10 protein-coding genes are annotated in these 11,926 nt (G+C 64.7%); 3 read left to right on the top strand and 7 right to left on the bottom strand.

The features are described from left to right. Positions 1–75: 75 nt before the first annotated feature. Positions 76–1,152, top strand: a complete 1,077-nt coding sequence (locus NVV77_RS03910; RefSeq protein WP_295410942.1) for a hypothetical protein — start codon at positions 76–78, stop codon at positions 1,150–1,152. Next, the gene (locus NVV77_RS03905) at positions 1,149–3,095 is read left to right on the top strand and encodes an FAD-dependent oxidoreductase (RefSeq protein WP_295410941.1); all 1,947 of its coding nucleotides are present in this window, start codon (positions 1,149–1,151) and stop codon (positions 3,093–3,095) included. Before NVV77_RS03910 ends, NVV77_RS03905 begins: the two co-directional genes overlap by 4 nt. Here the strand turns inward: NVV77_RS03905 and NVV77_RS03900 are convergent. Next, positions 3,092–3,751 carry a hypothetical protein gene (locus NVV77_RS03900; protein WP_295410938.1) on the bottom strand — a complete coding sequence of 220 codons (660 nt, stop codon included), beginning with the start codon at positions 3,749–3,751 and terminating at the stop codon, positions 3,092–3,094. The genes NVV77_RS03905 and NVV77_RS03900 overlap by 4 nt on opposite strands. Here NVV77_RS03900 and NVV77_RS03895 point away from each other — a divergent pair. Beyond that, the gene (locus NVV77_RS03895) at positions 3,729–4,229 is read left to right on the top strand and encodes a hypothetical protein (RefSeq protein WP_295410936.1); all 501 of its coding nucleotides are present in this window, start codon (positions 3,729–3,731) and stop codon (positions 4,227–4,229) included. The two genes, NVV77_RS03900 and NVV77_RS03895, sit on opposite strands and share 23 nt — an antisense overlap. Positions 4,230–4,388: 159 nt before the next feature. Here NVV77_RS03895 and NVV77_RS03890 read toward each other — a convergent pair whose 3' ends face one another. The 6 genes from NVV77_RS03890 to NVV77_RS03865 all read right to left on the bottom strand — a co-directional run bounded on the left by NVV77_RS03890 (position 4,389) and on the right by NVV77_RS03865 (position 11,914). Further along, positions 4,389–4,862 carry a hypothetical protein gene (locus NVV77_RS03890; protein ID WP_295410934.1) on the bottom strand — a complete coding sequence of 158 codons (474 nt, stop codon included), beginning with the start codon at positions 4,860–4,862 and terminating at the stop codon, positions 4,389–4,391. A gap of 59 nt (positions 4,863–4,921) precedes the next feature. Further along, positions 4,922–6,352, bottom strand: coding sequence for a HAMP domain-containing sensor histidine kinase (locus NVV77_RS03885; RefSeq protein ID WP_295410931.1), 1,431 nt, complete (start codon positions 6,350–6,352; stop codon positions 4,922–4,924). An 8-nt stretch (positions 6,353–6,360) separates the two neighbouring features. Then, positions 6,361–7,017 carry a response regulator transcription factor gene (locus NVV77_RS03880; protein WP_035086590.1) on the bottom strand — a complete coding sequence of 219 codons (657 nt, stop codon included), beginning with the start codon at positions 7,015–7,017 and terminating at the stop codon, positions 6,361–6,363. A 22-nt stretch (positions 7,018–7,039) separates the two neighbouring features. Further along, positions 7,040–7,339 (bottom strand): hypothetical protein, encoded by a 300-nt coding sequence (locus tag NVV77_RS03875; RefSeq protein ID WP_295410928.1) that lies wholly within the window; start codon positions 7,337–7,339, stop codon positions 7,040–7,042. A gap of 98 nt (positions 7,340–7,437) precedes the next feature. Beyond that, entirely contained in the window at positions 7,438–8,175 is a 738-nt protein-coding gene (locus tag NVV77_RS03870) for a glycoside hydrolase family 108 protein (protein ID WP_295410926.1), read from the bottom strand. Continuing rightward, on the bottom strand, positions 8,165–11,914 hold the full coding sequence (locus tag NVV77_RS03865) for a glycoside hydrolase/phage tail family protein (RefSeq protein WP_295410923.1): 3,750 nt from the start codon (positions 11,912–11,914) through the stop codon (positions 8,165–8,167). Before NVV77_RS03865 ends, NVV77_RS03870 begins: the two co-directional genes overlap by 11 nt. Positions 11,915–11,926 lie beyond the last annotated feature (12 nt).

The raw sequence follows: 11,926 nt of genomic DNA, 5'->3' as shown, positions 1-11,926 counted from the left end.
GAAAAACCATCAAAACCCGCGTGTTCGCTGTGGACGCATTGCCACAGCGGCGGCTCGTCGCAGGGGTTTGAGGGCATGACCGACACGCAGGTGGACTTTGCCGTTTTCGGATCGAGCCCCTTGGCCGGGCTGGTTGCCGGTCTGCTCGCGAGCCGCCACAAGCGTAGGGTTGTGATGGTGGGTGATGCGCAGGCGCGCTATCGCCTGCCGCGCACGCTCGATATTTCGGTCGCACCGGTCACCCGGCCCGAAACCTGGGCGCTGCTGACAGCCGCCTTGCCCGATATTTCCAAGCTCATCACCAGGATCGGCGGGCGACAGGCGCTACGCCGCGTCGATCCGATCTTCTTTGCCGATGGTCTGGCTGCCCGCGAAGCCCTCGGCCATTTCTCCCATATGGCCCGCGCCCACGGCATGATCCTCGAAACCGTGCCGCCGGCAAAGATCGGCGCCGATCGTGCCGCCCTGCGCATCAACGATGCTGTGACCATTCATCGTCCCGGCTTCGGGCCTGCTCTTGAAACCTGGCTCGGTGAACTTGGCGTTCGTCGCTTTGGCCCCGAAGCGGCTACGATGGCGCCCGGCGGCGCTACCGCGATCAAGGCAGACGACGAGGTGCTGGTCGCCCGCCGCGCCATTCTGGTCGATGACTCATCCATTCTCCATGCCCTGCCAGGCTGGCAATGGCCTGCTCAATTGCTGCGCCGCCCCCACGCCACCGTGCTGACTGCATCAAGCCGCCACCTCGCCGGTCCGATCATGGTCCAGCTCGATAGCGGCACCATTCTCGTCCAGCACGAGGAAGGCGGCATGGCCGCCATGGGTCCGGGCAATCTCGGCTCATTCTCCGGTCAGCTCGCCACGCTGCTGGCCGAAGCCGGCCAATTGCAGCAGGTCGGCCAGGTCGGATACGAAATCCTGTCTCCAAGCGATGGTGCGCCACTCCTCGGCCCCGTCACTGCCGACGGACCGCTCATTCTCACGGGCCTTGGTCCGATCGGAGCCTTTATGGCGCCCATTCTGGCGCGTTGGCTTGCGGGAGAAGCCAGCAGTGACGAAACCGAATGGTGCGAAGCGCGCCGCGCCGACAAGCGCGGCCTCGGCAGCTCCGTTGCTGAATTCAATTTCCGGATCGAAGAGCAGGCGGCATGAGGCCACAGACCAATCGCCTGCCCGCCACCACCGGCAAGGGCCTTTCCGGCGCGCATATCGACCGGAGCCGCCCGATCAGGTTCACCATCAATGGGCGTGTCACGCCCGGCTTTCAGGGTGACACTGTCCTCAGCGCTTTGCTGGCCGCGGGCGTCGACACGATCGGGATCCATGCGGGCCAGCCGCTCGGCCTCCGCGCCAGCGCCGCCCCCGCCATTGCCTATGCTGCCAAGGCCAACGCGCCCGCACATGCTCTCCCCATGGAGCGCACGCCAGCGCGGGACGGCGCCGAATATCGCATCATCGCCGAAGGTCCTGGGCCCGGCCTTTTCGCGCGCCTCTTTCAACCCGGACGAACGCTGGGGCTTTCGCTCGACACGCCCAACAGTCTCGTACGCCCGTGGCGATCCATTCGCGGCCGGGAGGCTGAGCCGACCGATCTCATAATTGTCGGTGGCGGCGTTGCCGGCATGGCCGCAGCGCTTGCCGGCGCCCATGCGGGCCTCAAGGTCACGCTTATCGAAGCGAGCCCGCATCTGGGCGGACATTCGGGCCTATTCGGCACGCAGGACGGCGAAAGCACGCCAGAGGAAAATGTCGCCGCGCTCGCAGCCGAAGTCGCCGCCAATCACACGATCAGGGTTCTCACCCATGCCGAGGTATTTGCCATAGGCGAGGGCATCGTGCGCGTACACCAGCTCGATATCAGCGGCGAGCGCGTCGAAGGCCAGGTCGTCGACTTGCCCGCGCGTTACATTATCCTCGCCACCGGCGCCTTCGAGCGCCTGCCCGTGCTGCCGGGCAATAGGCTGCCCGGGATAGTGGGGGCGCAGGACGCATTCGAGCTCGCCTATCGCTATGGCATCTGGCCGGGCCAGTCCTGGCTCCTCGCCACTTCGGGCAATCCCGCCTATCGCCTCGCCACCCTGCTCGCTGAAAGCGGCACGACCCTCGATCGCATCCTTGATGGTCGCGACCATGCCAGCTCGCGCTATATCGAGTTTTGCAAGGCCTACGGCTTCAGACAGTTTCCGGGCACTGTTCCGCTCGCCGTCACACCCGGCCCGGCAGGCCGCCTCTCGGTGGAACTCCCGCATGGCGAACCCACCTCCGTCGACCGGCTGGTGCTCTGCGGCGGCTGGCAGCCAGACCTGACGCTTTGGCACCTCGCCGGTGGCCAGAGCCGTTGGAATGTTCGGAGGGAGCGCCTCGAACCCATCGGGGAAGTACCGGGCCTGGTGCTTGCCGGCTCCGCCGCTGGGCATTTTACCCGTCGTGGCTGCGTCACCAGCGGGATCCATGCCGTCGATCGCCTGCTTGGCCGCCCAGGCCTTGGTGTCGACGATCCCGTCATCGATGCTTTTTATGAAACGCCCGACCGGCAGATGCATGTGGGCGACAGCGAAAACGCGCCCGCCCCCACCTATCTCGATGCCGACAACACATTGATGCTGCGCCCAGCCCCGCCACCGCGCCGCCGCTGGACGAGTATTTTCCGCGGCCCCCGTAGCGGGCCTGTCCGCGTTCTCTCCGAAGCCCCGCAACCGCTCTCCATCGGCGCCATCTGCGCCGGCGTGGGCATTGGCCTCATCCCGCCAGAGTCAGCCGGCGTGGTCGCCCAGGAGCGCGTGGCCCTCGTGCCTTTGACACGCGCCGAACCGCCGCGCCCACCCGCCTCAGAAAATATGGCGACGGTCCCAACCTATCTCGCCGACCGCTTTGGTCACGACGCCGCCGTAAAGACGCTGCGCCACGACCCGTCACGCCAGCTGGGCAGCGGCGCCCTGATTTTCGAGGGGGAAGATGTCACCGATCCGCGCCGCGCCGTCGGCGTCGTGCTGCGCACCAGAGACGGAAAAACCGAAGCGCTCGTTGTCGCTTCGGTCCGCAATGTGGTGGTACGAGATCTTGGCCAAGCAATCCCGGCCGAGGTGGAAACCTAGTTCCGGCGTTCGGCCGCCTGCCGCGCGCGCTTCAGCGTTTCGGCATATTCGGGCGAGAAGCGCACCTGCGCCATCTGGATCACCGCATCGAGGCGCGCAATGGTATTGGCGTCGTCCGGGTTTTCCTTGAAGAGTTCCATATTGCGCTGGATGTGAATTTCGAGCGCCTGCCCCGACTGGTGCCAGGCCTGTTCGTAGACCGTATTGAGCGCCAGGGAATCGCGGCAATCGCGGACCGTGGCCAGCAGATAGATGCCGCCCACCGCCGCCAGCAGCTTGTCGGTATCGAGCCGATCGGAGTTTTCGCGCCGGCGCATGGCCTGGTTGAGATCGGTCACGACCTCCTTGAGCCGCGGTTCGATGCGATCCGAGACATGCTTGGTGATGGCAGAGAGCACCGCCGTCGCCTGGCTTCCGCGGGAGAATTCGAGATAGCCGGTCAGGGCGCGCACCAGTTTGTGGAAGCGCTCGAGCGCCCGGCAGATCAGGTCGATATCGGCAAAGGGGCCGATGGCCTGGAAGAACCGCAACTGGTTTTGCGCATGCGACACGCAGGCATCGATCAGCGGGCCAAGACCCGCACGACGCACCGATACTTCGGTCGCGGCGCCTGAAACCTTGATCGCGGCGAGAATGAGTTTGGTCGGCTGCGCCACCTTGCCCCAGGGCCGCCTGGAAGACCAGCGCGGCGAGAGCGGGATCCTGCAGCGGCATGGCCTGCATGGCCGTGCCGAGCGCCGTCTCGTCGGAAATCGTATTGGTCGCCTTGCCAAAAGCCTGGGCTTTGCCCAAGAGCGCCCGATTTCGCAAAGCCAGCATCACGGTTGGCAGATGGTGCCGCGCATCTTCGCGACCGAGCTGCGCGGAAAGGCGCCGCGCGCCCTCGGCATCCGCCTGCCCCTGAGCCAGCCCGGCCTTCATGCGGCCGAGGATTTCGGGCATGGCCGCTTCCACATCGGCGGCCGTCAGCGTGCCGTTGCTCAGCTTTTCCGGCGCAAAGATATCGCTGCAGAGATCGCGCGTCACCCAGACCCATATGGCCTGGGCCTCCTCGGCATTCACCGATCCGGGGAAATTCTCGATAACCGGTTCCTGCACGAGAACGGCATCGATGAGGCCGCAGAACGGCCCTGAAGCTCTGGTGGCGGCGGCCCCCGAGTTTGTCGGGGCCGACGCACTCACGTCCGCGCGGTTGGCAAGCTGTGTCATCAATACTATCGGTCAGAGGGGTGTTTACCGCGAGCCTACCGCCCGCAGGTAAACAATCCTTAACTGCCGAGCACGGACTTGTCGTTAAGCGGCGCCCTGGACGACGTTCCAGTTACCGGTCTGCTCGCGGCAGGCGGTACCCTTCTTCACATAGTCCTGGCCATTGACCTTGACCGTGTGGGTGAAGTCGCGACAATCGAGATTGTTGACGCGGACATAGGGGCCCACGGAAACCGAACCGGTCGTGCCCTTGTCACCGGCCCACTGGCGCGGGGCGCCGGGGCGGCCGAACTGCAGGGCATAGAACTGGGCGCTGTTGGCCTCGTTCAGATCCTTGGCGGTCATCACCGCGAGAGCTGCCGGATCAACGAAACCGTTCGAGATATTGGTCGTCAGGCGCGCCTGCTGCACGTTCTGGGCAGAGCTCGCCACCAGCGGCTGGGCGATGACGGGAGCGGTGACAACCGGCGCCTGGGCCACCTGGTTCGTCCCGGTGCTGGAGCAACCGGCAAGAACCAGAGCAAGAACTGGCATGGCAAACAGGGCGAAGCGATTCATCGATATGGACCTTTTCAGCATATGGTCGGTACTTGTTGAGCCAATGCGGCGAAAGTGCGTCAGGCCGCAGGGGATCGAACCAAACCGCCAAGCCGCGCCGTGGGCAGGCGGAGTTCAACCAGAAGCCCGCCAAGCGCGGAACGCTTGAGCTCCAAGCTTCCGCCGTAGACATCAACCAGTTCCTTGACGATATCCAGCCCAAGTCCTGATCCCGGCGTTTTCTCGTCCAGCCTGACACCGCGGCGCAACACTTTGCGCGCGTCATCCTCGGAAAGTCCGGGCCCGTTGTCGTCGATGCGAATCAGCAATTGCGTGCCCTTGGCATTGCGCTCGCTCGAAAGCCGCACACCAACCTGCCCCTTGGACCACTTGCAGGCATTGTCGAGGAGGTTCCCCGCCATTTCCTCGAGGTCGGCCTCGTCGCCCCTGAACCAGGGCAGCGATGCATCCGGCCGCTGGAAGGCAATCGTCACATCGGGATGGATTTTCCGCATCACGCGCGTCAGGCGCAGCATGATCATGGTCGAGTCGGCCTTCTTGCCGACAATGGACGTGCGTGCAGCCAGCCGCGCCCGTTCGAGATAGGTCGAGACCATATTGCTCATCTTCTCGGTCTCGGCCTGCACCACATCGGCCAGCGCACCCTTTTTGGCGGCGGCCTCGTTGCGCAGAACGGCAATCGGCGTCTTTAGCCCATGGGCAAGATTGCCCACCTGATTGCGCGCCCGCTCGATGATCTGCGCATTGGACCGCAGCAGCTCGTTGACCTCTTCGGCCAGCGGCGCGATTTCAGTGGGATATTGCCCGGTAATCTCCGTGCTTTCGCCCTCGCGAACGCTTTCGATGGCCGCACTGAGCCTGTCGATCGGCCGCAACGCAAAGCGCGCCACGATCACGCTCATGATCGCCAGCATGGCGCCCACCGCCCCGAGCACGACAAAAGTCTGCCCGCGAAAATCTTCCACTAACCCAAGGATTTCGGTGAGATTGCCCGCCACCTCGATACGATAGGTTTCCCCATCAAGGGTCACGCTGCGCTCGACGACCCGCAGCTGGGTGCCAAAGGCATCCGCCACCACGCCCGTCCGCCGGCCCTGCTCATCGAGCGAACCCGAAAGCTGCGGCAGGTCTATACCCACCACGGACGTCGAAAGATTGACCAGCACCCCGTCGCCGTCGCGGATAATCCAGTACCAGCCCGATCGCGGCCGATCGAAACGCGGATCGGCCAGCGCGATGTCGGGATCACGCGGATCACCCACTTCCAGCAAAACACCGGCAAGGCTTTCGACATGAAAATCGAGCGTCTGCCCCAGCGTCGTATCGAGCGCCCGCGAATAAAGATCGGTCAGCAGGAAGCCGGTCGCCAGCAGCGCCACGACCAGCCAACCCACCGTCAGCCAAAAAAGCGAGGCGGCAATAGAACCCTTGCGCAGCCAGTTCTTGGCCGCATTGGGTTGCGGCGCCGGTTTCTCGGCCTCGCTGGACAAGGCCGCTCCTATTCGATGATCTGGTAGCCGAGGCCACGCACGGTCTGGATGCAGTCTTCCGGCAGCTTCTTGCGCAGGCGGCCCACGAACACTTCGATCGTATTGCTGTCGCGATCAAAATCCTGATCGTAAAGGTGCTCGGTCAGTTCGGTGCGCGACACCACCTTGCCCTTGTGGTGCATGAGATAGCTCAGAAGCCGCAATTCGTGGCTCGTCAGCTTGATCGCCTGCCCGTCCACAGTGACACGGCCCGAACGCGCATCGAGCCGCACCGGCCCGGCGGTGATTTCATTGCTGGCATGGCCCGCGGCACGGCGCACCAGCGCGCGGAGGCGCGCCAGCACTTCTTCCATGTGGAATGGTTTTGCCACGTAGTCATCGGCGCCGGCATCGATGCCCTGCACCTTGTCGCTCCAGCGATCGCGCGCCGTCAGCAGCAGCACCGGCAAAGTCTTGCCCGCCCGCCGCCATTCTTCGAGCACGGAAAGGCCATCCATTTGCGGCAGGCCGATATCGAGCACCACCGCATCATAGGGTTCGGTATCGCCCAGGAAGTGCCCTTCTTCCCCGTCGAAGGCTACGTCCACGACATAGCCTGCTTCGGTCAGAGCTTCCTTGAGCTGCCTGTTGAGATTGGTATCGTCTTCGACAACCAGAATACGCATGACTGCCCCCGCCGCTCAGCTGCTATTGCGCGTTCAGAACCAAATTCTGCGCCTGACCGTCGGCCGTCAAGACACCAATGATATAAACAAGTTGTCCGCCCTGGTCGCAAACCTGAACATTCAGGATTTCAGCACTGGGATCGACCCCGGCCGAAGCCAGAACCGCGTCGAGCGACATGATCTGGCCGGAGGTCACCGCCTCCTGAATTTCCTGACGGCCAAGGCAGGACTGCGCCTGGGTCGTGCCGGTGCCCGCAAGGGCAAGGGCGAGAGCCAGCGCAATGGCAGCAGCGGCGGAAGGTTTTGGGGCTGTGGTTTTCATGAAGCTAAACTAGCGGGGCCTTACTGAATGGGACATGAATAAGGCAATTCATGTTTGCGTCCACAGTTCCCATTATGCGCAAGGGCCCCGCGAGCACATTAGGCAGCGTCGCCCTTTAGCCCCTTGCGGAGGAAAATGATGGCCAGCGCCTCCAGGATCAAGCTGCCCGCCGAACCACCATCAAGCGTCGGCAGCTCCACCCCCAGCACCTGCGCCAGCCCCGCCACAATCATAAAAGCCGCGACGATATAGGTGCGATAACCCGACAACATGGTCATGATCACTCTCCGTTGTGTGGATGAAGAAGTCTTGAGATCCGCGAGGGCGGCGGCCCGGATGTCGGCAACGCGACGAGTCCAGCCCCGGCCAAAAACAACAAAAGTCGAAAGCCCCTTCAGGAAGGCCAATCGCCGATCGCAAAAATCATTGAGCAGCCGGGCGAGGTCAGCCGCGCGCAGGGCCGCCAGCGTCACTGGCCCCACCTCACCATCCGCTGCCACGCCAAGCGCCGCCTGCAGCGTGCGCACCGCACGGTCCGGCCCCGAATTGACCGCAAAATCGAAGAGCGCCAGATCGACACCGGCCGGCATGTCGCCCGCCCTGCTGGGGTTCCAATAGTTGGCGCGATAGATCAGCGCCGCCTCGTCGCGCTTCAACGAAGCAACCGAGGATTTCGGCAAGTCGGTCCATGGCGAGATCTTTCGCCACCGCGCCAGCGTCTTGCGTGTGATCCCCATATTCGTCGCCCCGCCGGGATCACTGGGATGATCGACATAGCCGCCTTCGTGCCGCAACACCTCGGTCAAACAACGCTGAAACCTCTCGTCATTCGCCATAGCTCCCCTCCGCCGCATGACCTGCGCCCAGCGCCGCACTCACCTGCGCCACCGAAAACTCGAAACTTGTGGCAAGGCCGCCGAAATCCGCCGCCTGTTCGGCTGCGCCATACCTGGCCGAAGGCATCGAAACCTCAATGCTCCGCTTGAGCGTCGATCCATCGAAAATCGAAACCCGATAAAGCTCCGGCGCGACCTCCAAAGCCGGCTCAGCCGCGCCCCAGGCATCATCCTCGGCCCGGCTGCGCCGCATCCAGGAAAAGGCGATGGCATCCGTCGCGTCCCTTGCCGCCCGCAGATGTGCCGGTGCCAGCGGCAGTCCCGGTTCTGTCGTCGTCGAAGCGATCAGCGCTTGTCCATCGAGGTCCGCCGTGCCGGCATAGGCGCGAATGTCCCGCGCTTCCCCCAGCCGCCCAGCCTCGACCGGCACCACGCCTACCTTGCCATCGAGCACGATCACCCGCCGCCCCGGCGACACCGCCCCAATCGCCCAATCGCTCCCCTCAAGTCCGCGCAGCAAGCGCGTCAGCCGGTAAAGCCCCGGCTCGACGAGTTCCGCCTGCGCAAACCCGATCACTTCCCAGGACCCAGCATCGGTCTCCACCGCCAGCCGATTGCTGCCGGCCAGAACAGCCGCTTCCGCCCCGTCGGCAATATGCCCGCCATAAAGCCGGACGCTGAGGTCGGAACCCCGATCCCAGACCGCCACGGGCCCCGCCCCGATGCCTTCAACAACTTCGCCCAGCGCCGCAGCTCGCGTCAGATCAAGCAGCGCCGCGCCGGTCGCCTCGTCGACCAGCCGCACCGTTCCCGGCCAAGGCTTTGCATAGGCGCCAAAGACCAAGCGGCTCCGACTGGGATCGCCCGACAGCGGCGGCAGGTGCGCCGAAAAGACCACCGGCGCTACCGCCAGCCCGACCACCGGTGCCGTCGCCGGCGCACGGTCGCTGCCCGATGCCGTAGCGGTGCCGGCCGATACCGTCCGCGCCGTCACCTTTCGCACCGCGCCATCGCGGATTTCGGTGATCTCGTACGGCCCCTCCCCGTCCACCGCGACCCGGTCGCCCGGCTCAAGTGCAACGACATTGGCCGGCAGCGAAAACTCCACCGTATCCGCCGAAACCGCCCGATCATCGAGCAGCCGTTCTGCCGCCAGACGCGCCGAAGCCCCGTCGAGCACCATGCTGACGCTTTCACTAACCAACTGCCCCGCTCCCGGCCGCACCGCCGTCGCGGAAGCCGCGAGATAATCCCGCCCCTTGTCGAAGTGACCAAGCGCTAGCCGCCCCGGCCGCTCCACGGCCGCCGCGCGACGCTGCGACAGCACCGCGCCCTCGCCCTGCGCCAGTTCTTCGCGATCGAACGCAGTGACCGAGCCGCCCCGCGCCGAAATCGCCGTGAGCACGCCCCCACGCGCCACCAGACGTTGCCCGGTAATCTCGAGCAGCGGTTCCAGCGCATCACGTGCCGTGCTCGGCCCCGAAAGGATGACGCCCTCAACCATCGGATCGGACGCCCCCGCATGGACCACCGCCCCGTGCTCGGCCGCCATGGCAGACGCCATTTCGTCATTGCTCATGGCCCCGAGGCGGCCCGTCAGCCAGTGCCCCGTGGCGTGATTGACGCCATCGGACCAGACATCGGTCCGCGCCGGAAAGGCCGGAAACGGTCGCGCATCCCAGGTCCAGCAATAGATCCGCTCGGGATCGACCATTCCTGCCGGATTTTTCGCCGGACTCCCCCAATGCCGGTAATGTGCCCGCAAAAACTGTCGCTGGATCAGCGGGTCCGACTGCCCATTGGAAAAGTAGGGCCGTCCGCCCTCAGAACTCTTGGCGTCTCCAAAGATATTGGGCTGGTTCGCCCCCTTGTCGACTGCGGCGCACCCAAGCTCTGTCAGCCAAATTGGCTTCGAGCCCGGCACCCAAGCGGTGGGCGATACCGCCCGAACACCACCTGGCCGGTCATAGTGATACTGGCTCCAGAAGGCCGATATATCCTTGTAGCGCCAGATCCAATGCTCGCCATGCGCCCCGTCGGTAATCGGCGAGCGCACCTGCGCCGCCCGATCCGCGTCGCTGGCATAGTACCAATCAAACCCCTCGCCCCCGGCAATGTTGCCGCCGAGATAGTCGAGGTCATGCGTACTCCCCGCCGCGGCATCGAGATGCCCCTGACCATCCCGCCAATCCGCCGCCGGCATATAGCAGTCGATCCCCACGGCATCGATGTCAGACGAGGCCCAGAGCGGATCGAGATGAAAGAACTTTTGGCCGCCTCCCGGCTGATAGCCCGAATATTCGCTCCAATCCGCCGCATAGCTGAGTTTTGTACCGGACCCGACGATCGCCCGAACATCCGCGGCCAGCGTCACCAAGGCCGAAACGAAAGGAAACGAATTCCCCGCACCCCGCACCGTCGTCATCCCGCGCATTTCCGAGCCGATGAGCAGCGTGTCGACACCGGTCTCCACCGCCATCTGCGCATAGTGGAGAATCATCGCCCGGTATCCCGGCACAAACGCCGCCACCTGACTTGCAGCCGTCGCCGTCCCATCCGGCGAGCCCGAAACACCCGCCGCCGGATGACAGGTAATCCGCCCGCGCCATGGATAGCTCGCCTGCTGGCTGCCCCCATAGGGATCGGCCAGGCCATTGCTAACCGGCACATCCATCATGATCAGCGGATAGAGCGTCACCGAAAGCCCGCGCGCCCGCAGATCAGCAATCGCCGCCCGCACCGCCCCATCCGAAGGCGTCCCGCCATAGGCCGGCCCGCCGCCATGGCTCGACACCACCGGCACCGCCCCGCGCGAATATCCGGCCACACTCCAGGAAACGCCCTGCACATCCCGGCTCGCCGCCTCGACCCGCGGCCCGATCTGGCAAGACCCGCAGCGCAGGTCATTGCCGAACCAGCTCACCACCAGCGACACATGTTCCAGGTTCGGGCAAAGCTCCTGCAGCTCATTGATGGACACTGTCCAATCGCTGACACCGGGCTGCACATGCGCATTTTCCGCCGCGCCGGTCCCCATGCCCAGCACACGCAGCCGCGGCACCGGATCGTACCCAAACTCAGTCGCCCCAGGGATCACCGTCACCGCGCGAATGGACGTCTCAAGGTCCCCCACCGGCCGGCAAAGCTCCGCCGAAATCTGCGGAATGCGATTGCCGAACCGCGAAATCGGCAGGTTCTCGAACACGATGTAGCAAAGCCCGCGATAGGCCGGCGCATTGCCCGCCCCTTGCGTTGCCTCGATCAGCCCATCCGGCATCTGCCCATTGCTGCCGGCATAAAAGCGATAGTTGATCCCTCTGAGATCAAGCAGTTGCCCATCCGCCCAGACCCGGCCCAGCCGCGTCACCCGACCTTCGCAAAAACCGATGGCAAAGCTCGCGCCGATCTCGTCTTCCTTTTCCTGCTGCTGGGGTTGCTGCCCCCAGCCCTTGGCGCCCGCCGTTTCGCCACCCAGCACTTCCAGCTCGCGCGCCCAGATGATGTTTCCCGAAAGCCGCCCCCAGCCGTAAAGCCGCGGAATGGCCGCCCCCTCGACCGACCCGCCGATCCTGACATCAAAGGTCGCCTGTTCGCGCTGCTTGGGCGTCTCGCCAAAGAGCCAGCTATCGATGGCATTCCCCGCCAGCGCCCCCAGCGCCCGCCCCACCGTCGCGCCAATCGGCCCACCAACCAGCCCCCCAGCGAACTGCCCCGCCAGGGATAAAGCCAAAGTCGCCATGTTTTTGGTCCT

It is taken from the genome of Devosia sp., from assembly GCF_024707125.1.
GTDB lineage: Bacteria > Pseudomonadota > Alphaproteobacteria > Rhizobiales > Devosiaceae > Devosia.
The sequence above is the reverse complement of the archived record's forward strand: the minus strand, read 5'-3'. Positions and strand labels throughout refer to the sequence as shown.

Coding starts and splice junctions, on each gene's coding strand:
- NVV77_RS03865 (WP_295410923.1), bottom strand. CDS start 11,914: ATGGCGACTTTGGCTTTATCCCTGGCGGGGCAGTTCGCTGGGGGGCTG.
- NVV77_RS03870 (WP_295410926.1), bottom strand. CDS start 8,175: ATGGCGAATGACGAGAGGTTTCAGCGTTGTTTGACCGAGGTGTTGCGG.
- NVV77_RS03880 (WP_035086590.1), bottom strand. CDS start 7,017: ATGCGTATTCTGGTTGTCGAAGACGATACCAATCTCAACAGGCAGCTC.
- NVV77_RS03910 (WP_295410942.1), top strand. CDS start 76: ATGACCGACACGCAGGTGGACTTTGCCGTTTTCGGATCGAGCCCCTTG.
- NVV77_RS03905 (WP_295410941.1), top strand. CDS start 1,149: ATGAGGCCACAGACCAATCGCCTGCCCGCCACCACCGGCAAGGGCCTT.
- NVV77_RS03895 (WP_295410936.1), top strand. CDS start 3,729: ATGAGTTTGGTCGGCTGCGCCACCTTGCCCCAGGGCCGCCTGGAAGAC.
- NVV77_RS03875 (WP_295410928.1), bottom strand. CDS start 7,339: ATGAAAACCACAGCCCCAAAACCTTCCGCCGCTGCTGCCATTGCGCTG.
- NVV77_RS03890 (WP_295410934.1), bottom strand. CDS start 4,862: ATGAATCGCTTCGCCCTGTTTGCCATGCCAGTTCTTGCTCTGGTTCTT.